The organism is Mesorhizobium sp. RCAM 06353 (assembly GCF_059683585.1).
Genome location: NZ_CM185031.1, coordinates 3,820,978 through 3,844,940 on the forward strand (window position 1 = coordinate 3,820,978; position 23,963 = coordinate 3,844,940).

At 62.7% G+C, this 23,963-nt stretch carries 23 protein-coding genes and 1 pseudogene; 17 read left to right on the top strand and 7 right to left on the bottom strand.

Annotated features, from left to right (window positions below; genetic code table 11):
• The first annotated feature begins 31 nt into the window (after nt 1-31).
• The 4 genes from AC56QX_RS18420 (at nt 32) to AC56QX_RS18435 (ending at nt 3,590) form a co-directional block, all read left to right on the top strand.
• The gene (locus AC56QX_RS18420) at nt 32-1,282 is read left to right on the top strand and encodes a Zn-dependent hydrolase (protein WP_497109842.1); all 1,251 of its coding nucleotides are present in this window, start codon (nt 32-34) and stop codon (nt 1,280-1,282) included.
• A gap of 64 nt (nt 1,283-1,346) precedes the next feature.
• On the top strand, nt 1,347-2,798 hold the full coding sequence (hydA, locus tag AC56QX_RS18425) for a dihydropyrimidinase (RefSeq protein ID WP_497109843.1): 1,452 nt from the start codon (nt 1,347-1,349) through the stop codon (nt 2,796-2,798).
• Between the two features lie 2 nt (nt 2,799-2,800).
• Nucleotides 2,801-3,172 (top strand): hypothetical protein, encoded by a 372-nt coding sequence (locus AC56QX_RS18430; protein WP_497109845.1) that lies wholly within the window; start codon nt 2,801-2,803, stop codon nt 3,170-3,172.
• 40 nt (nt 3,173-3,212) lie between these two features.
• The gene (locus AC56QX_RS18435) at nt 3,213-3,590 is read left to right on the top strand and encodes a hypothetical protein (RefSeq protein ID WP_497109846.1); all 378 of its coding nucleotides are present in this window, start codon (nt 3,213-3,215) and stop codon (nt 3,588-3,590) included.
• A 17-nt stretch (nt 3,591-3,607) separates the two neighbouring features.
• On the opposite strand, the gene AC56QX_RS18440 is transcribed toward AC56QX_RS18435, so the two are convergent.
• Complete coding sequence (locus AC56QX_RS18440; protein WP_477439813.1) at nt 3,608-4,006, bottom strand: cupin domain-containing protein; 399 nt, start codon at nt 4,004-4,006, stop codon at nt 3,608-3,610.
• Between the two features lie 128 nt (nt 4,007-4,134).
• On the opposite strand from AC56QX_RS18440, the gene AC56QX_RS18445 reads away from it, so the two are divergent.
• The 4 genes from AC56QX_RS18445 (at nt 4,135) to AC56QX_RS18460 (ending at nt 8,349) form a co-directional block, all read left to right on the top strand.
• A complete protein-coding gene (locus tag AC56QX_RS18445) occupies nt 4,135-4,926 on the top strand; it encodes an ABC transporter ATP-binding protein (protein WP_497109847.1) in 792 nt (263 codons plus the stop codon).
• Between the two features lie 381 nt (nt 4,927-5,307).
• Nucleotides 5,308-6,186 (top strand): ABC transporter permease, encoded by an 879-nt coding sequence (locus tag AC56QX_RS18450; protein ID WP_497109848.1) that lies wholly within the window; start codon nt 5,308-5,310, stop codon nt 6,184-6,186.
• Nucleotides 6,183-7,337 carry an ABC transporter permease gene (locus tag AC56QX_RS18455; RefSeq protein WP_497109849.1) on the top strand — a complete coding sequence of 385 codons (1,155 nt, stop codon included), beginning with the start codon at nt 6,183-6,185 and terminating at the stop codon, nt 7,335-7,337. The genes AC56QX_RS18450 and AC56QX_RS18455 overlap by 4 nt, the downstream gene beginning before the upstream one ends.
• Before the next feature lie 40 nt (nt 7,338-7,377).
• Entirely contained in the window at nt 7,378-8,349 is a 972-nt protein-coding gene (locus AC56QX_RS18460) for an ABC transporter substrate-binding protein (protein ID WP_497109851.1), read from the top strand.
• Nucleotides 8,350-8,395: 46 nt separating this feature from the next.
• Here the strand turns inward: AC56QX_RS18460 and AC56QX_RS18465 are convergent, their stop codons facing one another.
• Entirely contained in the window at nt 8,396-8,854 is a 459-nt protein-coding gene (locus AC56QX_RS18465; protein WP_027029765.1) for an Lrp/AsnC family transcriptional regulator, read from the bottom strand.
• Between the two features lie 121 nt (nt 8,855-8,975).
• On the opposite strand from AC56QX_RS18465, the gene AC56QX_RS18470 reads away from it, so the two are divergent.
• The gene (locus AC56QX_RS18470; protein WP_497109852.1) at nt 8,976-10,259 is read left to right on the top strand and encodes a cystathionine gamma-synthase family protein; all 1,284 of its coding nucleotides are present in this window, start codon (nt 8,976-8,978) and stop codon (nt 10,257-10,259) included.
• A 162-nt stretch (nt 10,260-10,421) separates the two neighbouring features.
• Entirely contained in the window at nt 10,422-10,865 is a 444-nt protein-coding gene (locus AC56QX_RS18475) for a CHRD domain-containing protein (RefSeq protein WP_497109853.1), read from the top strand.
• Between the two features lie 50 nt (nt 10,866-10,915).
• Here the strand turns inward: AC56QX_RS18475 and AC56QX_RS18480 are convergent, their stop codons facing one another.
• The 3 genes from AC56QX_RS18480 to AC56QX_RS18490 form a co-directional block, all read right to left on the bottom strand.
• Nucleotides 10,916-12,565 carry a thiamine pyrophosphate-binding protein gene (locus tag AC56QX_RS18480; protein WP_497109854.1) on the bottom strand — a complete coding sequence of 550 codons (1,650 nt, stop codon included), beginning with the start codon at nt 12,563-12,565 and terminating at the stop codon, nt 10,916-10,918.
• Entirely contained in the window at nt 12,562-13,737 is a 1,176-nt protein-coding gene (locus tag AC56QX_RS18485; protein ID WP_497109855.1) for a CaiB/BaiF CoA transferase family protein, read from the bottom strand. The genes AC56QX_RS18480 and AC56QX_RS18485 overlap by 4 nt, the downstream gene beginning before the upstream one ends.
• Nucleotides 13,738-13,841: 104 nt before the next feature.
• Nucleotides 13,842-14,771 (bottom strand): alpha/beta fold hydrolase, encoded by a 930-nt coding sequence (locus tag AC56QX_RS18490; protein WP_497109857.1) that lies wholly within the window; start codon nt 14,769-14,771, stop codon nt 13,842-13,844.
• 185 nt (nt 14,772-14,956) lie between these two features.
• Between AC56QX_RS18490 and AC56QX_RS18495 the strand changes: the two genes are divergently transcribed.
• Nucleotides 14,957-15,964, top strand: coding sequence for a ribonuclease T2 family protein (locus tag AC56QX_RS18495; protein WP_497109859.1), 1,008 nt, complete (start codon nt 14,957-14,959; stop codon nt 15,962-15,964).
• 82 nt (nt 15,965-16,046) lie between these two features.
• Nucleotides 16,047-16,658 carry a hypothetical protein gene (locus AC56QX_RS18500; RefSeq protein WP_497109861.1) on the top strand — a complete coding sequence of 204 codons (612 nt, stop codon included), beginning with the start codon at nt 16,047-16,049 and terminating at the stop codon, nt 16,656-16,658.
• Nucleotides 16,659-16,768: 110 nt separating this feature from the next.
• Here AC56QX_RS18500 and AC56QX_RS18505 read toward each other — a convergent pair whose 3' ends face one another.
• Nucleotides 16,769-18,052 (bottom strand): GGDEF domain-containing protein, encoded by a 1,284-nt coding sequence (locus AC56QX_RS18505; protein WP_497117802.1) that lies wholly within the window; start codon nt 18,050-18,052, stop codon nt 16,769-16,771.
• Nucleotides 18,053-18,307: 255 nt separating this feature from the next.
• Here AC56QX_RS18505 and ettA point away from each other — a divergent pair.
• The 4 genes and pseudogenes from ettA (at nt 18,308) to AC56QX_RS18525 (ending at nt 22,497) form a co-directional block, all read left to right on the top strand.
• Nucleotides 18,308-19,958: pseudogene (ettA, locus tag AC56QX_RS18510) on the top strand (energy-dependent translational throttle protein EttA).
• A gap of 47 nt (nt 19,959-20,005) precedes the next feature.
• Nucleotides 20,006-20,776: a trans-aconitate 2-methyltransferase gene (gene tam, locus AC56QX_RS18515; RefSeq protein ID WP_497109863.1), complete on the top strand. Its 771-nt coding sequence runs from the start codon at nt 20,006-20,008 to the stop codon at nt 20,774-20,776.
• A gap of 111 nt (nt 20,777-20,887) precedes the next feature.
• Nucleotides 20,888-21,223, top strand: coding sequence for a hypothetical protein (locus AC56QX_RS18520; protein WP_475450069.1), 336 nt, complete (start codon nt 20,888-20,890; stop codon nt 21,221-21,223).
• A gap of 152 nt (nt 21,224-21,375) precedes the next feature.
• Entirely contained in the window at nt 21,376-22,497 is a 1,122-nt protein-coding gene (locus AC56QX_RS18525) for a beta-ketoacyl-ACP synthase III (RefSeq protein ID WP_497109865.1), read from the top strand.
• A gap of 18 nt (nt 22,498-22,515) precedes the next feature.
• Here the strand turns inward: AC56QX_RS18525 and AC56QX_RS18530 are convergent.
• Nucleotides 22,516-23,275 (bottom strand): IS5 family transposase gene (locus tag AC56QX_RS18530; RefSeq protein WP_497109867.1). Its coding sequence is split into 2 segments (ribosomal slippage): nt 22,516-22,948 and nt 22,947-23,275, totalling 762 coding nucleotides; the frame shifts between segments, so codons are not numbered across the junction.
• Between the two features lie 256 nt (nt 23,276-23,531).
• Here AC56QX_RS18530 and AC56QX_RS18535 point away from each other — a divergent pair.
• Nucleotides 23,532-23,948 carry a GFA family protein gene (locus AC56QX_RS18535; RefSeq protein WP_497109870.1) on the top strand — a complete coding sequence of 139 codons (417 nt, stop codon included), beginning with the start codon at nt 23,532-23,534 and terminating at the stop codon, nt 23,946-23,948.
• Nucleotides 23,949-23,963: the final 15 nt, after the last annotated feature.

Genomic DNA, 23,963 nt, shown 5'->3' on the forward strand with positions numbered 1-23,963 from the left:
CCGGCCGATGTCATGAGTGAGAGGATGTTGAATGGCCGCACCCGGCGAGAATCTGCGAATCAATTCAGACCGTTTGTGGGATTCGCTGATGGAGATGGCGAAGATTGGCCCCGGCATTGCCGGCGGCAACAATCGCCAGACCGTGACCGACGAGGACGGCGAGGGCCGGCATCTGTTCAAGCGCTGGTGCGAGGCCGCCGGGCTCGAAATGGGCCTCGACGAGATGGGCACGATGTTTGCCCGCCGCGAAGGCACCGATCCCGACCTGCCGCCGGTCTATGTCGGCAGCCATCTCGATACGCAGCCGACCGGCGGCAAGTATGATGGCGTGCTCGGCGTGCTCGGCGGGCTGGAAGTGGTGCGTTCGCTCAACGATCTCGGCATCAAGACCAAACATCCGATCGTCGTCACCAACTGGACCAACGAGGAAGGCTCACGCTTTGCCCCGGCGATGATGGCATCCGGCGTGTTCGCCGGCGTGCTTGAGCAGGCAGATGTCTACGAGCATACCGACAAGCAGGGCAAGAAATTTGGCGAAGAGCTGGAGCGCATCGGCTGGAAGGGCACCGAGAAGGTCGGCGACCGCAAGATCCACGCCTTCTTCGAACTGCATATCGAGCAGGGACCGATCCTTGAGGACGAAGACATCGACATTGGTGTCGTCACCCACGGCCAGGGCCTGAAATGGCTGCAGGTAACGCTGACCGGCAAGGAAGCCCATACCGGCTCGACCCCGATGCCCAAGCGGCGCAATGCCGGGCTCGGCATGGCTCGCGTCATCGAACTGGTGCACGAGATCGCCATGGACTACCAGCCTGACGCCGTCGGCGCGGTCGGCCACATGGAGGTATTTCCGAACTCGCGCAACATCATCGCCGGCCGCACCGTCTTCACCATCGACATCCGCTCGCCCGAGAAGGAAGTGCTGGACGCGATGGATGGCCGCATCCGCGAAGGCATCGACACGATCTGCGAGGCGCTCGACATCCAGTACAAGATCGAACAGGTCGGCGCGTTCGACCCGGTCACCTTCGACGCCGGTTGCGTCAAGGCGATCCGCGATGCCGCCGACCGTCTCGGCTATACCCACCGCAACATCGTCTCGGGCGCGGGCCACGATGCCTGTTGGATCAATCGCGTCGCGCCGACCGCCATGGTGATGTGTCCCTGTGTTGACGGGTTGTCACACAACGAGGCCGAAGAGATCACCAAGGAATGGGCTTCGGCGGGCGCCGACGTGTTGTTCCACGCGGTGGTGGAGACGGCTGTCATCGTGGAGTGAGCTTAGACATCTACCTTCCAAACGCCGCTCATAAAGAAGCGCGAAGAGAAAAAGGGAACAGAAAATGACCAAAGTCATCAAGAACGGCACCGTCGTCACCGCCGACCGCTCGTGGAAGGCCGATGTGCTGTTCAGCCACGGCAAGATCGTCGCCATAGGCTCGGACCTGCATGGCGACCATGAGTACGACGCCACCGGCTGCTATGTCATGCCGGGCGGCATCGACCCGCACACCCATCTTGAAATGCCGTTCATGGGCACCTATTCGGCCGATGATTTCGAATCCGGCACGCGTGCCGCCCTTGCCGGCGGCACCACCATGGTGGTCGATTTCTGCCTCCCGGCGCCGCAGCAGTCGCTGTTGGAGGCCCTGCAGATGTGGGACAACAAGACGTCGAAGGCTGCCTGCGACTATTCCTTCCACATGGCGATCACCTGGTGGGGCAAGCAGGTGTTCGACGAGATGGCGACTGTCGTCGACAAGGGCATCACCTCGTTCAAGCACTTCATGGCCTACAAGGGCGCGCTGATGGTGGATGACGACGAGATGTACGCGTCGTTCCAGCGTTGCGCCGATCTTGGTGCGCTGCCGCTGGTGCATGCCGAGAATGGCGACGTGGTTGCGGCACTCTCGCAGAAGCTGCTCGCCGCCGGCAACAATGGCCCCGAGGGACATGCCTATTCACGCCCGCCGGAAGTGGAAGGCGAGGCGACCAACCGCGCCATCATGATCGCCGACATGGCGGGCGTGCCGCTCTATGTCGTGCATGTCTCCTGCGAACAGGCGCACGAGGCCATCCGCAGGGCGCGGCAGAAGGGCATGCGGGTGTTCGGCGAGCCGCTGGTCCAGCATTTGACGCTCGATGAAAGCGAATATTTCAACAAGGACTGGGATCATGCGGCGCGCCGCGTGATGAGCCCGCCCTTCCGCAACAAATTGCACCAGGATTCGCTGTGGGCCGGCCTGCAGGCCGGATCGCTGCAGGTTGTGGCGACCGACCATTGCGCCTTCACCACCAAGCAAAAGCGCAACGGCGTCGGCGATTTCACCAAGATCCCCAACGGCACCGGCGGTCTGGAAGACCGCTTGCCGGTGCTGTGGACCACCGGTGTCAACACCGGCCGGCTGACGATGAACGAGTTCGTCGCGGTGACCTCGACTAACATCGCCAAGATCCTCAACATGTATCCGAAGAAGGGTGCCATCGTCGAAGGCGCCGACGCCGACATCCTCGTCTGGGACCCGAAGCGGAAGAAGACAATCTCGTCGAAGAAGCAGCAGTCGGTGATCGACTACAATGTCTTCGAAGGGTTCGAGGTGACTGGTCTGCCGCGCTTCGTCTTCTCGCGCGGTGAATTGTCGATCGAGGAAACCGAGGTCAAGGCCAAGCCCGGCCATGGCCAGTTCGTCGGCCGCGAGCCGAACGCGGCGGTCAACCGGGCGCTGTCGACGTGGAAAGACATCACCGCGCCGCGCAAGGTCGAACGGTCAGGCATTCCGGCGACCGGGGTCTGAGCTTGGCGCGTTCGGCCGCGCTCATCTTACCGGTCCTGGCCGCTGTTGCCGGTGGTCCGGCAAGTGCGGCCGGGGTACTGGCCGGTTCCTGGGGCAATGATGTCGGCTGTGCCGGCGTCAAGGCCGGGTACCAGGACAGCGATGCCTATATCCTGCTGACCGCTGAAGGCATCGAGACCTATGGCAGCGGTTGCCGCTTCGAGCAGCAGTTGACCTCAGTGCCGGGTACGCAATCGTTGCGTTCGACCTGTTCCGCCGAGGGCGAGGCGGGGACGACGATCGAAACCATTGTGGTCACCAACAAGGGTGCGGATGGCTTCTTCGTCACCATTCCCGGCCTGGAAGAACTGGGGCCGCTGCAATCATGTTCTTGACGTTTTGAGCATTGGGATCTGGGGGATCTGGGGGATGAGCATGCGCGGTTTCGGTTTGTCTGTTGCGATGATTCTTGTGCTGACGGCGGGGCAGGCTTCCGCGGCAGGCATCGACCTGTCGAAACCCTATGGCGACAAATATGGCTGCATCAACCGTAACGGCCAGGAAGTCGCCGCCGATCAGATGCTGCTTTTGACCGACAAGGAGTTGATCACCGCCGCCAGCGCCTGCACGTTCACGAAGACGCAGGCGCAGGCCGACGGATCGCTGGTGGTGACAGCGACATGTGAGGCGGAAGGCGAAGAGGGACAGGAGCCGACCAAATTCACCATCAAGCGCAGCGCCAAGAACGCCAAGAAGCTGACGATCGCCGATGCGGACGGCAATTTGATGGGGGAAGTCTCGCGGTGCAAATAACCGCGATCCCGTCAGCGTCAGGCGACCAGCGCATCCAGTTCCGGCAGCAGGACGACGCTTTCCTGCTCGTTGGGATCGGTGCGGGCAATGACGGCCGAGGACGGGGCGTTGCTCAGATTGGCCGGCAGATGCGGAACCCCGGCCGGAATGTAGAAGAGGTCGCCGGCCTTGACGACGATGTGATGCTCGAGCCGGTCGCCATACCAGGTATGGACCTCGCCGGAGAGCACGTAGATCGCCGTTTCATGATTTTCATGCAGATGCGCCTTGGCGCGGGCGCCGGGCGGCATGGTCAGCACATGCATGCAGATGCCGGAGGAGCCGACCGACTCGGTGGCGATGCCGGCGAAATAGGTCAAACCCTGCTTGCCTTCATAAGTGCTTTCAGGGCGGATAAGATGACAAGTGGGCGACATCGGGGAAACTCCGGGCGTCGATTGAGTGGAACAAAGACCATTGGGACTGGGCGAGTGGAAAACAACATCGCGATAAAAGCAATCGGAATCCGGCCGGCGCAGGGGCGGGAACAGGCAGGCTGCAGCCGATGACCGGGACTTCGCCAGCCGTCGTCGCGGCAAGCAAACTGGGCCTCACCTTCCAGACCAATGACGGGCCGGTGCAGGCGCTGTCCAATGTCGACCTGACGATCGGCAAGGGGGAGTTCGTCTCCTTCATCGGGCCATCTGGCTGCGGCAAGACCACGCTGCTGCGCGTCATCGCCGATCTGGAGAAGCCGACCTCGGGCACGATTTCGGTCAACGGCATGACACCGGAACAGGCGCGCGAGAAACGCGCCTATGGCTATGTCTTTCAGGCGGCCGCCCTGTTTCCCTGGCGCACCATCCAGCGCAATGTCGGCCTGCCGCTGGAGATCATGGGCCTGTCCGGGGCGGAGCAGGCGGAGCGCATCAAGCGCACGCTCGACCTCGTCAACCTCTCGGGGTTCGAGAAGAAATACCCTTGGCAGCTATCCGGCGGCATGCAGCAGCGCGCCTCGATCGCCCGCGCGCTGGCCTTCGATGCCGACCTGCTTTTGATGGACGAGCCGTTCGGCGCGCTGGACGAGATCGTGCGCGACCACCTCAACGAGCAATTGCTGGAATTGTGGGGGCGAACCAACAAGACCATCTGCTTCGTCACCCACTCCATTCCGGAAGCCGTGTATCTGTCGACGCGCATCGTCGTCATGTCGCCACGGCCCGGCCGCGTCAGCGACATCATCGAATCGACGCTGCCGAAGGAGCGGCCGCTCGACATCCGCGAAACGCCGGAGTTTTTGGCGATCGCTGCGCGCGTGCGTGATGGCTTGAGGGCAGGGCACAGCTATGATGATTGAGCGGGGGCAGGACGGGCTCCCTCCTCTCCCCACCGGGGAGAGGGTGGCCGGAGCGAAGCGGAGGTCGGGTGAGGGGGCGGCCACCAGCGCCTTCGTCATCCTAGGGCGGAGCAAGGAGCGAAGCGACGCGGCGCAGACCCTAGGATCCATGCCGTGACATCAATCGCAAAATGCAAACGGTCCAGAATGACGGCAAGGCAAATCACGGCGGGGGACAGTTTTCCTAGGTCGGGAGCTGTATTCCTTACCGTCGCGGAGCGTAGAGGTAACGGCATGGATCCTAGGGTCTGCGCCGCGTCGCGTCGCTCCTTGCTTCGCCCTAGGATGACGAAGGATGGGTGTCGTCGCCCTCTCTCGTTAAGGGCAAGAGGGCAGCGCTAGATGGACTCCTTCCGCGACAAGCTCGTTCCCGTGACGTCGATCCTGTTGGGCGTCGTCATCCTCTGGTACGTCTTCGCCGTCATCCTGAACACGCCGTTCCAGCGCGACCTCGACCGCCGCGCCAACGAGACCTCCACGTTCAGCGAACTCATCGGCAAGACGCTGTCGCAGCCCAAGCCGACGCTGCCGGCGCCGCATCAGGTGGCGGTGAACTTCTTCGAAAACACTTTCCTGAGGCCCATCAATTCGAACCGCAGCCTCGTCTACAATGCCTGGGTGACGCTGTCGTCGACACTGCTCGGCTTTGGCTTCGGCACCGCGCTCGGCATCGTCATTGCGGTGGGGATCGTGCATGTGGCGACGCTCGACCGCAGCCTGATGCCGTGGATCATCGCCTCGCAGACCATTCCGATCCTGGCGGTGGCGCCGATGATCATCGTGGTTTTGGCGGCGGTCGGCATTACCGGGCTGATCCCGAAGGCGATGATCTCGACCTATCTGTCGTTCTTCCCGGTGACGGTCGGCATGGTGAAGGGGCTGCGCTCGCCCGAGATCATGCATCTCGACCTGATGCACACCTACAATGCCAGCGGCGCGCAGACCTTCTGGAAGCTGCGCGTGCCGGCGTCGGTGCCGTTCCTGTTCACCTCGATGAAGGTGGCGGTGGCGGCGAGCCTGGTCGGCGCCATTGTCGGCGAACTGCCGACCGGTGCGGTCGCTGGCATCGGCGCCAAGCTGCTCGCCGGCGCCTATTACAGCCAATCCATCGACATCTGGTCGGCGTTGGTCGCCGGTTCGATCGTGGCCGCACTTCTGGTGATGGTGGTCGGCATTGCCGGGCGCCTCGTCGACCGCGCCATGGGCGGGAGGCCGGCATGAATTGGCTGAAACCCTCCTGGCAAGCGGCGCTGGCGATTGTGTTGTGCCTGATCGCGGTCGCACTCGGCGCGATCGCCGCGCCAAAAGTGGATCCGCTGGCCCAGCCTGCCGGGGCGTTGATCTATCCCTATGCGGCGACAAGCTGGCTGATCTTCGGTGCGCTGCTTCTCGCTGCTCTGATCTCCATGGCCAGAATACCGTCCATCGTCGAAGCAGTCGTGCTTTTCATCGGCGCGCACCTCGTCGCCTGGCTGCTGATCGGTGGTATCGCCGGCTTCGAAGGCCAGGCACGGGCACCGTACTTCTTGCTGCTCACGGCTGCCTGGCTGCTTGGCTGGCGCTGCGTCGCGGTGCTGTCGGGACTTCGCCCGATGGCGAACTGGGAACGGACCGCCCTTCGGCTCATCATCCCCGCCATCTTCGGCGCCTGGATCCTGATCATCTGGGAAGCGGTGACGCGGGGCGCCGGCATTCCGTTCATCCTGTTGCCCCCGCCGAGTGCCATCGGCGCGCGCATCGCCGCTTCGCTGCCGGTGCTCGGCGCCGATGTGCGGCAGACCATCTTCAAGGCGGTGATCTTTGGTTATGTCGTCGGCAGTGGCGCCGGCTTCATCACCGCGGTGCTCGCCGATCGCGTGCCGTTCCTGCGGCGCGGGCTGCTGCCGATCGGCAACATGGTCTCGGCGCTGCCGATCATTGGCGTGGCGCCGATCATGGTCATGTGGTTCGGCTTCGACTGGCAGTCCAAGGCGGCTGTCGTCATCATCATGACCTTCTTCCCGATGCTGGTGAACACGGTCGCCGGGCTCGCCGCGTCAGGCCATATGGAGCGCGACCTGATGCGCACCTATGCGTCGGGCTATTGGCAGACGCTGCTGAAGCTCAGGCTGCCGGCCGCGGCGCCCTTTATCTTCAATGCGCTGAAGATCAACTCGACGCTGGCGCTGATCGGCGCCATCGTCGCCGAGTTCTTCGGCACGCCCGTCGTCGGCATGGGCTTCCGCATCTCGACCGAGGTCGGGCGGATGAACATCGACATGGTCTGGGCCGAAATCGCAGTTGCAGCACTTGCGGGTTCGGTCTTTTATGGCGTGGTCGCTCTTGTCGAAAGAGCCGTCACGTTTTGGCATCCCTCTGTCCGTGGTGGATAGGGGCGGTGGGTTTAGGGCACTAACTTCAGAGGGTAGAAAAATGAAAAGACTGATTATTCCCGTTCTGGCCGGCGCGATGTCGCTGGCCGCCTTCCAGGCAATGGCCGCCGACAAGGTGACGTTGCAGCTGAAATGGGTCACGCAGGCTCAGTTTGCCGGCTACTATGTCGCCAAGGCCAAGGGTTTCTATGAGGCCGAAGGCCTCGACGTCGACATCAAGCCGGGCGGCCCGGACATTGCGCCCGAGCAGGTGATCGCCGGCGGCGGCGCGGATGTCATCGTCGACTGGATGGGCGGTGCGCTGGCTGCGCGCGAAAAGGGCGTGCCGCTGGTCAACATCGCCCAGCCGTTCAAGAAGGCCGGCATGGAACTGGTCTGCCCGAAGGACGGTCCGATCAAGACCGAAGCCGACTTCAAGGGCCATACGCTCGGCGTCTGGTTCTTCGGCAATGAATATCCGTTCTATGCCTGGATGAACAAGCTTGGCCTCAAGACCGATGGCGGCCCGGATGGCGTCACCGTCTTGAAGCAGAGCTTCGACGTGCAGCCGCTGATCCAGAAGCAGGCGGATTGCATCTCGGTCATGACCTACAATGAGTACTGGCAGCTGATCGATGCCGGCTATAAGCCGGAACAGCTGACCGTGTTCAACTATTCGGCAATGGGCAACGACCTGCTTGAAGACGGTCTCTATGCCTCGGAAGACAAGCTCAAGGACCCGGCCTTCGAGGACAAGATGGTGCGTTTCGTGCGCGCTTCGATGAAGGGCTGGAAATACGCCATCGACAACAATGACGAAGCCGCAGGCATCGTCATGGATGGCGGCGGCCAGGACGAGAACCACCAGAAGCGGATGATGAGCGAAGTCGCCAAGCTGGTCGACAATGCCGACGGCAAGCTCGATCCGGCGACCTACGAGCGCACCGCCAAGGCGCTGCTCGACCAGAAGATCATCACCAAGGAGCCGACCGGCGCCTACACCACCGCCATCACCGACAAGGCGGTTAAGTAGGCCTACCAGTCATTCTGATTTCGAAAACGGCGCCTCTGGCAAAATGTCAGAGGCGCCGTTCCTTTATGGTGTTCATGACGAAACTGGTCTCGATCGAGGCGACGCATTTCAGCCGCGCGATCTTCTCCTTGATGAAGCGCTCATATTGTTCGAGGCTGCCTGTCACCACCTTTAGCACATAGTCGCGCGAACCGGTGACGAGGTGGCATTCCAGCACCTCTTCCCAGCCGCGGATCGCGTCCTCGAACATCACGATCTCGTCCTCGTTCTGGCGGCTGAGGCGGATGGTGGCGATGGCGACCATGCTCCAGCCGAAGGCGGCGGGATCGACCAGCGTGGTGTAGCCTCTGATGACGCCAGTCTCCTCCAGCCGCCGCACACGCCTGAGGCAGGGCGATGGCGACAGGCCAATGCGCTCGGCAAGCTCGTTGTTGGTGATGCGGGCGTCCGCCCGCAATTCCCTGAGAATCCGGAGGTCGAAATCATCGGCTATCTTCTGCTGCACTTTCGCTCTCTCTCGGCAATTTGTTGCTGATATGCAGCCATGCGAGCCCAAGAATAGCAAGGACTGGCTGATCCGGATCGCATAAATTGCGGCGCGATATCCCTCGAATGCAGGAAAAGCCATGACCGCGCCACGCCCGTCGAAAACCCATATCGGCAACCACAAGCTCCATCCGGAGACTCTGATGCTGAGCTATGGCTTCGATCCGCAGCTTTCCGAGGGTGCGGTCAAGCCGCCAGTGTTCCTGACCTCGACCTTCGTGTTCAAGTCGGCGGAAGAGGGGCGCGACTTCTTCGACTACACGTCCGGCCGCAAGGAACCGCCGAGCGGCACGGCCTCCGGCCTGGTCTATTCGCGCTTCAACCATCCCAACAGCGAGATCGTCGAGGACCGGCTGGCGATCTATGAGGGGACGGATGCCTGCATCCTGTTTTCATCGGGTATGTCGGCGATCGCTACTACGCTGCTCGCCTATGCCCGTCCGGGCGACGTCATCCTGCATTCGCAGCCGCTCTATGGCGGCACCGAGACGCTGTTGACGCGCACGCTGTCCGGCTTCGGCATCGGTGCTGTCGGCTTCGCCGATGGCGTCGACGAGGCGGCGGTGCGGTCGGCGGCCGATGCGGCGGTTGCGAAGGGGCGCGTTTCGGTCATCCTGATCGAGACACCGTCCAATCCGACCAACAGCCTGGTCGATATCGCGCTGATGCGGACGATCGCCGACGAGATCGGCGCCAAGCAAGGCGCGGCTCCGATAGTCGTCTGCGACAACACGCTGCTCGGGCCGGTGTTCCAGCGGCCGATCGAGCATGGCGCCGATGTTTCCGTCTATTCGCTGACCAAATATGTCGGCGGCCATTCCGACCTGATCGCGGGTGCCGCCATGGGCAGCAAGGCGGTCACCAAGCCGATCAAGGCGCTGCGCGGCGCCATCGGCACGCAGCTCGACCCGCATTCCTGCTGGATGCTCGGCCGCTCGCTGGAGACGCTGTCGATCCGCATGGAGCGGGCCAACGACAATGCGCGCCTGATCGCCGAATTCCTGCGCGACCATGCCAAGGTCGAGAAGGTGCATTATCTGCCGTTCCTGGGCGAGGACACGCCGGCTGGGCGCGCCTACATCAGGCAATGCACCGGTGCCGGCTCGACCTTCTCCTTCGACATCAAGGGCGGAGAGAAGGCGGCTTTCGCCTTTCTCAACGGGTTGCAGATCTTCAAGCTGGCGGTAAGCCTCGGTGGCACGGAATCGCTTGCCAGCCATCCGGCGGCCATGACGCATTCCGGCATTCCCTTCGACGTGCGCCAGCGCATCGGCGTGCTGGAGACCACGGTCAGGCTGTCGATCGGTGTCGAGCATCCGGATGACCTGATCGCCGACCTGACGCAGGCGCTGGCGGCGGTCTGACGGCTCTCTGCTGGACGCTGGAAGGGGTCGAGCGATCGCCCCTTTTTGTTTTCCCGGTCACAAAAACGTGTGCAGGGAAACATTGCGCCGCCCAGCCGTTGCGTTGGAGCATGCGCGCGTCGGGGGACCGTGACCCATGCGACAGCCAATCGGAGGTTCTTCATGCGCACACATTCTTTCCTGCCGGTATTTTCGGCGCTGGCCATTTCGACCGCTTTCCTGCTCGCATCCCCGGCCATGGCCGAGGTGGTGAAATACAAGGCAACGCTCGATGGCAGCCAGCAGAGCCCGCCCGTCACCACCAAGGGCAAAGGCACCGCCACGCTCACCTTCGACACAACCAAGAAGAAGCTCAGCTGGACCGTCAAATATTCCGGCCTGAGCGGACCGGCAACGGCAGCGCACATTCATGGCCCGGCGGCGATGGGTGCGAACGCCGGCCCCGTCATTCCGTTCAAGGGCAAGCTCAAGAGCCCGATCAAGGGTTCGGCCGAGCTGACCGACGCGCAGGCCGCCGACCTGGCGGCCGGCAACTATTATGTCAACGTCCACACCGCCGCCAACAAGGATGGTGAGATTCGCGGGCAGATCGAGGCAGCGAAGTAGCGCAAACCGCGCCGGCAAAAAGGGGCGGGTGACCGCCCCTTCTTGTTGGATCACGCCTTGTCGCGGATCTGCGTCATCGTGCGGGTCGGCGTGATCGCTTCGGGATCGAGCCTGATTTCGACGATCGCGGGCTTGCCGCTGACGCGCGCGCGCTCGAAGGCGGGCGCGAAGTCGGCCGTCGTCTCGACCGTCTCGCCATGGCCGCCATAGGCGCGGGCCAGTGACGCGAAGTCGGGATTCTTGAGATCGGTGGCGACGACACGGCCGGGATATTCGCGCTCCTGGTGCATGCGGATGGTGCCGTATATGCCGTTATTGACGACGATGACGATGATCGGCAGGTCATACTGCACGGCGGTGGCGAACTCCTGGCCGTTCATCAGGAAGCAGCCGTCGCCGGCAAAGGCAACCACGGTGCGATCCGGATAAAGCGCCTTGGCGGCGACCGCCGCCGGCGTGCCATAGCCCATCGAGCCGGAGGTCGGCGCTGCCTGCGTGGCAAAGCGGCGGGAGCGGTGGAAGCGATGCACCCAGGTGGCGTAGTTGCCGGCGCCGTTGGTGAGGATGGCGTCGTCAGGCAGCACCTTTTCCAGATAGTTCATGATCGGGCCCATATGGACCGGGCCGGGGCCGCTTTCCGGCGGTGTCGACCAGTCGAGATAGGCGGCGTGCAGTTTGGCCGTCTCGTCCGCCCAACTCGGCGCCGAGGCCGGCTTGCGCTTGGCAAAGGCTTCGACAAAGGCGGAAGGCGAGGCGTTGATCGCCAGCGCCGGCCGGTAGACGCGGCCGAGTTCGCCGGCGTCGGCATGGACATGGACCAGCGTCTGGTCGGGATAGGGGCTTTTCAGCAGCGTGTAGTCCGAGGAAGGCATCTCGCCCATGCGGCCGCCGATGAGCAGGACAAGGTCGGCCTGCTTGATGGCGGTGGCGAGCTTCGGGTTGATGCCGATGCCGACATCGCCGGCATAGTTCGGGTGCAGATGATCAAACAGCATCTGGCGGCGGAAGGAGCAGCCGACGGGGAGCGACCATGCCTCGGCGATCGCGCGCATCCGTGCAACCGCCTCGGCATCCCAGCGCGTGCCGCCGAGAATGACGAAGGGCCTGACGGACTTGGCCAGCAGTTTCTCCAGCGCATCGAGTTCGGCTTCGCCCGGCCGGGTTTCGACTGATGTGTGCGGCAAGGCAGCCGGCGCCTCGACAACGCTGGTCAGCATGTCTTCCGGCAGCGAGATGACAACCGGGCCGGGGCGGCCCGATGTCGCCACGGCGAAGGCGCGGGTGACGAATTCCGGGATGCGCGCGGCGTCGTCGATCTCGACCACCCATTTGGCGATGTCGCCAAAGAACTTCTTGTAGTCCACCTCCTGGAAGGCCTCGCGCTCCTTGGCGTGGCTGGCGACCTGGCCGATGAACAGGATCACGGGTATCGAATCCTGCATGGCGATGTGGATACCCGCCGACGCGTTGGTGGCGCCGGGGCCGCGGGTGACGAAGCAGATACCGGGCTTGCCGGTCAGCCGGCCTTGGCAGTCCGCCATCATCGCCGCACCGCCTTCCTGGCGGCAGACGATCGTGCGGATTTTGGAATCGTGCAGCGCATCGAGCACTGCGAGGTAGGATTCGCCCGGCACGCAAAAGATGCGGTCGGTGCCGTTCGCTTCCAGCGCGTCGACGATCAGTTGTCCACCGGTCTTCATTTCGCTGATCTCTCCAGTTCGGCAAGGATTTCGTCAGTGTGCTCGCCCAGGCGCGGCGAGGGGCGCTCATAGACGAGCGGTGTTTCAGACATCACCATCGGTGCGCGCACCGAGGGCAGAAGATTGCCGTGACCGTCGTCGAGGTCGAGCCGCATGCCGCGCGCGATCGTCTGGGGGTCGGCGAACATCTGGCCGATCGTGTTGATCGGGCTCGCCGGCACGCTTGCTGCTTCCAGCTTTGCCAGCAGCGGGTCACGATCAAAGGTTTTCAGCGCCTCGATCATATGCTCGCGCAGCTTGACCCGGTTGGCGACCCGGGCCGGATTGGTGGCAAAGTCGGGATTGGTCGACAGGTCATCCAATCCGACGGCGGCACAGAATTTGGCGAACTGGCCGTCATTGCCGACCGCCAGGATGATGTGGCCATCCCTGACCGGCACCACCTCGTAAGGGGCGATGTTCATATGCGCATTGCCCATCTGCACCGGTGATTTGCCGGAGACGAGATAGTTGAGGTTCTGGTTGCCGAGCGCGGAGATCTGCGTGTCGAACAGCGCCATGTCGATATGCTGGCCTTCGCCGGTCTGGTCGGCATGGCGCAAGGCGGCCTGGATGGCGATGACCGAATAGAGCCCGGTGAAGATGTCCGAGATGGCGACGCCGGCCTTTTGCGGTTCGCGCCCAACCTCGCCGGTAATCGACATCATGCCGGCCATGGCCTGGATGATGAAGTCGTAGCCGGCGCGTGGTGCGTAGGGGCCGTCCTGGCCGAAGCCGGTGATCGAGCAGTAGACGAGGCGCGGGTTGATCTTGCGCAGGCTGTCATAGTCGAGCCCGTACTTTTTCAGGCCACCGAGCTTGAAATTCTCGATCAGCACGTCCGACGTCGCGACCAGCCGGCGGATGGTCTCGGCGCCCTCGGGCGTCGAGAAGTCGATGGCGATGGAGCGCTTGCCGCGATTGCAGGAATGGTAATAGGCGGCCGACAGATTCTCGCCGTCATGGCTCATGACGAAGGGCGGTCCCCATTTGCGCGTATCGTCGCCGCCATCGGGGCTTTCGACCTTGATGACATCGGCGCCGAGATCGGCAAGCAATTGCCCGGCCCATGGCCCGGCCAGGATGCGGGCGAGTTCGACGACGCGGACGCCTTTCAGGGGAGGTTCGGCCATAAATCACCAGAATTGGTCGGAACCGCAGCCTCTATCAACACCTTGTGCCGCTGTCACGGCCCTTGCGATAGGCCAAAGGGCCGGTTTGCAATGGATAGGGGCCGTTATTTCAGAATGCCGTCGGCCCAGGCGGCGAAGTCGTCCATGATGATGTCGCGGTTCACCTCGTTCAGGCTTTCATGGCGGGTGTCGGCGTAAACCTTTGAAACCAGATTCGAAAAGCCTATTCCGCGCATGCGGTTGGCGAGATGGGTGATGCCCTTGCCATAGTCCGAGGCAGGGTCCTTTTCACCGCCGACGATGGCGACGGGAAGATCGCGCCGGATGCCGGCAAAGCCGGCATCCTTGCCGCCGTTCAGCGCCATCGAGACCACGTCGCGCCACATCGAGATAGAAGCATCCCAGCCGCACAGCGGGTCGGCGATGTATTTCGCCACCTCGGCCTCGTCGCGCGACAGCCAGTCGAACAGCGTGCGGTGGTTGGGCACCGCCTTGCCCCAGGCCTGGAAGGTGAGTTTCGGCAGCAGGCGCGACGGCACATCCGAGCCCAGCCGCATGCGTTCCCAGGCGAGGACGCCGAGCGCCACCTGCCCAAGCAGGCCTTGCGAAAAATTGCCGTTCCAGATCGCGGCGGCATGGACGCGTGGCGAATGGCCCAAAAGATAGTTCAGCGCCACCGACGCGCCCATCGAATGACCGAAGAGAATGACCGGCAGATCAGGGCATTCGCTGGCGATGAGATCATGGATGGCGTCGACATCGGCGATCACCTTGGCCGGGCCATCCTTGTCGGCAAATCTGCCGAGCGGCGCGTCGGCGGCCTTGGTCGCGCCATGACCGCGATGGTCGTGGACATAGGTGTGGAAGCCGCGCGCAGAGAGAAAACCGGCAAAGCGGGCATAGCGTGCGGCGTGCTCGGCCAGGCCGTGGTTGATCTGGACGACGGCGCGTGGTCTGCCATCGGCATGCCTGACGAAAAGGTTGAGGTCGGCACCGGTCGGTGAGCGGACCATGCGTTGCTGATCAAAAGGCATGGCCGCCTGGTCTTTCCCTCATTTTATCGTTGTTGGCTTTGTTTGCGCCGGCCCCGGTTTGGCGTCAATCCACAGCAACTGCTTTTGCGCGACGATGTTTCTTGCGTTTGACCCGCAAAATATCGCAATTCTGACATGGAGACAGAGACAGTCTGTCGCCCACTTTGTTCAGCCGGGGATTTCTCATGCGCATTGGTGTCGTTTTCGGATTGGCCATGCTGGCGATGTCGCTGGCCAATGCTGCGCATGCCGAAGTCAAGATGAGCGGCACCTTCGTTGCCGACGCGGCCTGCCCGGCAACGCAGGCCATCAAGAACGGCAAGAACCCCGGCAATGTCTCGACCGATGCCGGACAGAGCTACCAGCTGCTTGCCGGCAACAAGGATGCTCCTACGCATTATCTGATCCTGGTGCCGGGCGCCGATCCGGAGCGGCGCTGGGTGAAGGTCACTTGCGGCCATCTGTCGGGCAGCAGTGCCGCGACGGTGCCGGCGGCACCTGGCGGACAAGGCAAGCCCGCCCCGTCGGGAAAACCCGATTATGTCTTCGCGCTGAGCTGGCAGCCGGCCTTCTGCGAGACCAAGTCGAGCAAGGCCGAATGCAAGGCGCAGAACCCGAACGAGTTCGATGCCACCAACTTCACCTTGCACGGCCTGTGGCCGCAGCCGAACGGCAATTTCTATTGCCAGGTGGCCGCCAACGACAAGGCCAATGACAATCCGGCTCACTGGAAGGATCTTCCGTCCGTCAATCTCGATGCCGGCACCCGCAAGGAGCTCGACCAGGTGATGCCGGGCACGGCCTCCCAGTTGGAACGGCATGAATGGATCAAGCATGGCACCTGCTACGGCAAGAGCCAGCAGGAGTATTTTTCCGATGCGCTCGCCCTGATGCGACAGGTCAACGCCTCGCCAGTGCGCGATCTCTTCGCCAAGACCATTGGCGGCAAGCTGACTGCAGACCAGATCCGTGGTGCCTTCGACCAGGCTTTCGGCGCTGGGGCAGGGGACCGCGTACGCGTCTCTTGCGTCATCGATCCTTCAAGCGGCCGGCGGCTGATCGGCGAACTGACGCTCGGCCTTGCCGGCCCGATCGGCCCGAACTCTTCGCTCAAGGACCTGCTGCTGGCCTCGGTGCCGACCAACAAGGCCGGCTGCCCAACAGGCACCGTTGACGCGATCGGGTTCCAGTAAGTGTAGTGGGTCCGGTAACGGGCTGTCGTTGCGCCACGGCGCGGTGTTATGGTGGGGCGACATCATTCAACGGGGGATGGCGATGGGCGATGTGACAGGCAGTGCGCTGGCGCGGCTGGCTTTCTGGGCCAAGGGCATGGTTTCGATCAACAATGCCCGGATGGAATGGCCGGGCTTTTCCTACAGCGATGCCGAATGGGCGCGTATGCGCACGCTGTCCGAGCCGATCGGCGCCGGCACTTATCAGTTGTTCACGATGGTCAACGCGGCCATCTTCATAGCCATCGCCGCTCTAGGCATTTTCGGCGTCTTCCTGCCGCTGGCGACGGTGCTGTTTCCGATACCGGCCGAAACCAGCGCGCTGAAGTTTTCGATGCTGCTCGCCGCCTGCGCGTTCCTCATCATCGGACTCGGCCTGCCGATTTCGATGCGCCTCTCCGCCATGCTGGTGGGCGGCAAGACTTTGCGCGCGGCGTTGGTGCCCGCTGCCGGTGACGAGGCGTTGGCGTCAAAAGTGTCCTGGCAGATCAACCGCATCATGCTGATCATGTGTGGGCTGCTGGTGCCGGGCATTCTTTTGTTCATCGCCTATGACATCCAGGCTGGGCCGATCATCACCGCTTTGAAATGGCTGGCGATCGCGCTGATGGCGGTGTCAACGTTTACAGGTATTGCGCGGCAGAGAAAGTCCTAGAGCAATTCCAGGAAAAGTGTGTGTGGTTTTCCGTCCGGAATTGCGTCAAAACAAAGAGTTAGAGCAGTTCGCCGTTTCCGTGAAACGGTGAAATGATCTAGCGAACAGAACTAGATCTGCGCCGACTTGGTCCAGGCGACGGTTTCGGGCTCGTGGCCGCCCGGCTCGCCGACGACACGATCACGCCCGGTCGATTTCGCCTTGTAGAGGCGCTGGTCGGCGAGCGCGAACAGGTCGGCAAGGCAGCGTGTCGTTTCGCCGACGGTTGAAACACCGGCGCTGACGGTCAGCTCGAAGCGGCTGGTCACGGTCGATGCCTTGACCGCATAGCGGATGCTTTCGCCAAACAGCCTGGCGACCGGATGCGGACGCGAACTCAGGATGGCGAATTCTTCGCCGCCGATCCGGAACACCTGCTCTTCGGCGCTCGCCACTTCGCGAAGCAGGCTTGCGATCGCTTTCAGCACCTTGTCGCCCTCGGCATGGCCGAAACGGTCGTTGATCGACTTGAAATGGTCGACATCGATGATCAGCAGGCTGAGTGGCCTGGCCGTGCGCAGGCTGACCTCGACGGCTGCCTCCCCGTCGGCGTCGAAGCGCCCGCGGTGCAGCAGGCCGGTCAGGCCGTCGCGGCCGACATGTTCGACCAGCGCTTCATAGCGCTCGCGATAGGTCAGGGTTTCGAAAATGTCGGTCAGCCCACGCGGCAGCGGAATGTCGCGGGCCTCGAACCATCTGAGGTAGGCGACAAGCATGGCGCTGAAGGTCAGCGCCGCCGCCATCTTGGCGAACCAGCCGCCGAAGAAGACCGCGATCGGGGCGCCGGCGACGAAATGCAGCGCGGTGAAGAAACCCGCCTGGTCGAAGGTCAGCACGCAGGCGACGCAAATCAGGATGCGCGCGAACTGCGCCTGGCGCAGATACCGCCCAAGCTTTTCATAGAGCAGGATGATCAGGATGGCGTCGATGAAGAGCAGCGTCGTGCCCCACACCATCAGCCAGCCCATCTCGTCGATGAAGCCGATGTCGGGAAGCTTGCCGTCGGGAAGCGGTGCGATCGCGTGCAGGCGCAAGAGCAGCACCAGCCCGATCATCAGTGCATTGCCGAGCAGCAGGCCGTAGATCGGCTGGCGCACGGTGGCGGCGTCCTCCTTGATGTAGAGCAGGAGCAACATCACCAGCTTGCCTGAAAACAGCACCGCGGAGCCAGGCGAGACCAAGCCGAACGGCAGCGCGACGTAGAAGACGCTGGCGAGATAGGTTTCCAGGAAATGCATAACGCCGAGCGCGCAGACGAAGACGCCGAGGCCGATGCGCCTCCTGAAGCGGAAAAGCGTCACCATGATGCTGAAGTAGACGACCGCTTCGGCAAGGAGCAGGAAACTGTTCAGCACTGCCGTCGATCCGATCTCTCGCTCGGAATCGCGATAATCCAGCGATTCCACCCCGATCCTGTTTTGACGCGGAAGGGTTAACCGGAGATTTCCGCACGCCAGCGACTGGTGGAAAACTTAACGGCCGGCACACACTTGTCCGTGTGATCGGCTTGATCTGGCAAAAGCGATTGCCGTTCGGCCCAGCATCGCCTACATAGCGGCCAACCTCCATTCAATCCGACAAATCCAGTCATTTTTCAGGGAAAAGCGCGCGTGGCACGCCAGTTCATCTATCACATGGCCGGCCTCAACAAGGCCTATGGCACCAAGAAGGTGCTCGAGAACGTTCATCTGTCCTTCTATCCCGATGCCAAGATCGGCATTCTCGGGCCTAACGGCGCCGGCAAGTCGACGATCCTCAAGATCATGGCCGGGCTCGACAAGGAGTGGAGCGGCGAGGCGTGGCTCGCCGAAGGCGCCACTGTCGGCTACCTGGCGCAGGAGCCGGCGCTCGACCCGAACAAGACGGTGTTCGAGAACATCATGGAAGGCGTCGCCGCCAAGACCGCCATCATCGAGCGCTACAACGAATTGATGATGAACTATTCCGACGAGACGGCCGACGAGTCGGCCAAGCTCCAGGACGAGATGGACCGGCTGAACCTTTGGGATCTCGAACAGCAGGTCGAGATGGCGATGGAAGCGCTGGGCTGCCCGCCCAAGGATCTCGGAAGTCACCAAGCTTTCGGGCGGTGAGCGCCGCCGCGTCGCGCTCTGCCAGCTTCTGCTGCGCCAGCCCGACCTTCTGCTGCTCGACGAACCGACCAACCATCTCGATGCCGAAACCACGGCGTGGCTGGAAAAGCATCTGCGCGCCTATCCCGGCGCCGTGATGATCATCACCCACGATCGCTACTTCCTCGACAATGTCACCGGCTGGATCCTCGAACTCGATCGCGGCCGCGGCATTCCCTATGAGGGCAACTACACCAAATATCTCGAGGCCAAGGCCAAGCGCCTCAAGCAGGAAGGCCGCGAGGACGACGCCCGCCAGCGCGCCATCGGCCGCGAGCGCGAGTGGATCCAGTCGAGCCCGAAGGCCCGCCAGACCAAGTCCAAGGCGCGTATCCAGGCCTTCCAGGACCTGCTCGATGCCGCCGACAAGCGGCGCCCGAGCGATACCCAGATCGTCATTCCGCACGGTGAGCGGCTCGGCAATGTGGTGATCGAGGTCGACGGCCTGTCGAAGGGCTTTGGCGATACGCTGCTGATCGACGGCCTGGAATTCAAGCTGCCGCCGGGCGGCATTGTCGGCGTCATCGGCCCGAACGGCGCCGGCAAGACGACGCTGTTCCGCATGATCACCGGTCAGGAAAAGCCGGATGCCGGGACTGTCCGCGTCGGCGAGACGGTCAAGCTCGGCTATGTCGACCAGAGCCGCGATGCGCTCGATCCGTCGAAGACCGTCTGGGAAGAAATTTCCGGCGGCGCCGAAGTGGTCAAGCTCGGCAAGTTCGAGGCCAACACGCGCGCCTATTGCGCGTCGTTCAACTTCCGTGGCGGCGACCAGCAGCAGAAGGTCGGCAATCTCTCCGGCGGCCAGCGCAACCGCGTGCACCTGGCCAAGATGCTGAAGACCGGCGGCAATGTGCTGCTGCTCGACGAACCGACCAACGATCTGGATACGGAAACACTGGCCGCACTTGAAGACGCGCTGGAAAATTTCGGCGGCTGCGCGGTCATCATCTCGCACGATCGCATGTTCCTCGACCGCCTGGCGACGCACATCCTCGCCTTCGAGGGCGACAGCCATGTCGAATGGTTCGAGGGCAATTTCGAGGACTACGAGCAGGACAAGATCCGCCGGCTCGGGCCCGAAGCGGTCAACCCGCACCGCATGACCTACAAGAGGCTGACGCGGTAAGGGACAAACCGGGGCGGCGAATTCTCAAGGTGATATGAGGAGTTCAAATGGCTGATTGGTCCGCCGCCCAATATCTGAAATTCGAAGACGAGCGCACGCGGCCCGCGCGTGATCTCGTCGCGCAGGTGCCGGTCGACTTCCCGCGCCGGGTCGTCGACATCGGCTGCGGGCCGGGCAATTCGACCGAACTTCTGGTCGAGCGCTGGCCGGATGCCGCGGTGAGCGGCTTCGACACCTCTCCCGACATGATCGAAAAGGCGAGGGCGCGCCTGCCCAACGTGACCTTCGATCTCGCCGATGCCTCGGCTTGGCAGCCGGCCGAGCCGGTCAATGTGATCTTCGCCAATGCGGTGTTCCAGTGGCTGCCGGAACATCCGGCGGTGTTTCAGCGGCTGATGGGCTTTCTCGCCCCTGGTGGCGCACTCGCTATCCAGATGCCGGACAATATGGCCGAGGATTCGCACCGGCTGATGCGGGAAACCGCAGCCGAGGTGCCGTTTGCGGCAAAGATCAAGGGCGCGGCGCGCGCACCGCTGCCGCCGGTGTCGTTCTACTACGACCTGTTGTCGGCGCTCTCCGATCGGCTCGACATCTGGCACAGCATCTACAACCATCCGCTGGCCAATGCCGAGGCGATCGTCGAGTGGGTGAAGTCGACGGGGCTGAAGCCGTTTCTCGATCCGCTCGAGGAGGACGAGCGCAAGATCTTCCTCGACAGCTACACGGCCAAGATCGCCAAGGCCTATCCGAAGACCGCCAACGGCAAAGTGCTGCTGCGTTTCCCGCGCATCTTCATTGTCGCCAAGAGGGCCGGCTAGGAAAGAATTACCCACTTCGCAAGCAGCAGGTTGCCGATGCTTGACCCGGTTTCGCGGCCATGGCCAACTCGTCGCGTGGGGCCATGATGGCCGAATGGCAGGGGGTGGATGATGACTTTGAAAAGATTGCTTTATGGTGGCGGCGTGTGCGCGGCGGCACTTCTGGCATTCTCGGTTTCGGCTGAAGCCAAGCGGGCGCGCTGCTTCACCACGGATGACGGCTATTTCGCCTGCAGCTACCGCGCGATCGACGATGCCGGCAGTTTCCGGATCTCGGCGCCGGGCTATCCGACCTATGTGCTGGAGATCGACGGGCCGGGCTTTGCCTATGGCTATGTCAATCTCGGTCGCCGCAATGTGCCGTTGCCGGGACAGTTCGTGCGCAGCCGCGACGACGGCGCCTGCTGGAACAACCCGCAGACCAACACCAAACTGTGCGCCTGGTAAGATCGGATTCAAGCCGGCCTGAACCTTTGGTTTAAGCCGGCTTAAACTGTTGGTTTAAGCCGGCGTAAACGGCCTGATGAGAAAAGTGTTGCGCCGAAGCGTTTCGGCGCCCACATGAAGCCGCAACGCCCGCGGATGGGACAGACTGAAACATGCATCGCGTCATCATCAGCGGCATCGGCGCTGAAATTCCTGAAGCTGTCATCACGAACGAAGAGCTGGTCGAGAGCTTCAACAGCTGGGTCGACACGGAGAACGCGCGGCGCCAGGGTACCGACAAGCCCTTGCTGCAGAAGTCCGACAGCGACTTCATCGTCCATGCTTCGGGTGTGAAATCCCGTCATGTCATCGAGCGCGAAGGCATTCTCGATCCGACCCGCATGACGCCTCGCATTCCGGCGCGACCGGACGATGCGCTGTCGCTGGAAGCGGAGTTCGGCATCGCTTCGGCCAGGAAAGCGCTCGACCATGCCGGACTTGAACCGTCCCAGATCGACCTGGTCATCTGCTCGGCCTCGCACCACCAGCGTCCCTATCCGGCGATCGCCATCGAAATGCAGGAGGCGTTGGGCACCACCGGAGCCGGCTTCGACATGGGGCTTGGCTGTTCTTCCGCCGCGGCAGCGCTGCATCTGGCGGTCAATCTGGTGCGCTCGGGCGCGCACAAGCGCATTCTGGTGACCACGCCGGAGATCATCACCGGCCACCTCAATTTCCGCGACCGGCAGACGCATTTCATCTTCGGCGACGCCTCGGTGTCGATGGTGGTGGAGGGGCTTGCCCAGGGTGACAAGCGGCCGGGGCGTTTCGAGGTGCTGGACACGCGCCTGTGGACGCAGATGTCGAACAACATCCGCACCAATCTCGGCTACCACACCCGCACCGCCCAGGATGATCCCTACATGATCAACCTGGAAGGCAATCTGATCAAACAGGTCGGCAACAAGGTGTTCAAGGAAGTCACCGTTGCCGGCCAAAAATTCATCGTCGAATTCCTGGCCGAGCACGGGCTGACGCCGCAGGCCGTCCGGCGCTTCTGGCTGCATCAGGCCAATGCGCGCATGAATGCGATGATCCTGAAACTGTCGTTCGGCCACGATGTCGATCACGACCGCGCGCCGATGGTGCTGGAGCGGCTGGGCAACACGGCGGGCGCCGGCGCCATCGTCGCGCTGTCGGAGAACCATGCCGACATGAAGCCCGGCGATTTCGGCTTGATCTGCGCCTTTGGCGCGGGGTATTCGATAGGCGGCGCTCTTATCAGAATGCTCTAGGCTGTAGTGACAATTTAATCATTTGAGCCAGAGCATGATGGCTGCGAGCTTGACGAAGCCGAGGAAGTTGGCGGCGATTTTGTCGTAGCGCGTTGCGATGCGCCGCCACTGCTTGAGCTTTGCAAAGAAGGCCTCGATGCCCCAGCGGTTTTTGTAGGCGATCTTGTCATAGCTGTGTTGGTATCTGCGATGGCGCCGCGGCGGGATGACCGGTTCACCGCCTTGGTCGAGGATCACATCATGCAGTCGATCGGCATCATAAGCGCGGTCGGCGATCACTTGGCCTGCTGCAATCCCCTCGATCAGACCGCAGGCCGCTGCCATGTCGTTTTGCTGGCCGGGGCCGATCTCGAAGCGGACCGGTAGGCCGAGCGCATCTACGACGGCATGGAGCTTGGTGCCGAACCCACCACGCGAGCGGCCGAGAGCCTGGGCTTCAGATCCCCCTTTTACGCCGGGCTCCAGCAGCCTGGGCCTGAGCGCGGATAACGGTCGCGTCGATCATCAGCCATTCCATATCTGGATGCCTGCTGATGGCTTCGAACAGCCGGTCGAACACGCCCGCTTCGATCCAGCGGTAGTAACGTCGCTTTGCCCTCTGATACGGGCCGAACCGCTCCGGCAGGTCGCGCCAGCGCGCGCCTGACCGAGCGATCCATAAAAGCGCATCGAAGAAGCGCCGACCATCGCTACGCGGACCCCGCTTGCCCTTGCGCCCACCCGGCACAAAAGGCTTGATCTGCTCCCACTGATCGTCGCGTAGAACCTCACCTTCCAAAGCCGACCTCCAAAAGTCAGCCTTGAATCTGATTTGCCTCGCGATGGGAATCCCAAGTCGTTAATTTGTCACTACAGCCTAGGCATATTGATATCGAGGTGACCTTGGCCTGAAAGGGCCATCAGGGCTTCCGAAATCCGCCCACCCCGGCCGCTTCGCGCCTGTCTTCCCTCCCGTTCGGCCTGAACAGACCCTCAACACAGCCTGTGTTGGGGCTTGAACCAACGCGACCGTGTTTCAGAAAGGAGAGTTTCCAATGGTTGATGCCAGATGCAGTTGCGGTGCTCTCACGCTGACGCTTCCAGGACCATCAAGACTGGTTGTGGCCTGCCATTGTCTCGATTGCCAGCGCCGAACTGGCGCGCCCTTCGGTGTCGGCGCCTTTTATCCGGCCGACGCCGTCGCCATCTCCGGAACCTCGAAAGAGTTCACCCGCGAGGCGGCAAGCGGCGGGGCGGTGCACGGCTACTTTTGTCCCAACTGCGGCTCGACGGTCTATTGGAGAGCCGACCGGTTGCCGTCGATGATCGGCGTTGCCGTCGGCGCGCTGGCTGACCCGAAATATCCGCCTCCCGTCAGGTCGATTTTCGAGCAGTCGAAACATGATTGGGTTCAGATCGACGGTGCTGTCGACCATTTTTGGCAAAGCAGCGCGGCGGGGAAATCGAGCTGAGCTCGCGTTCGCCGC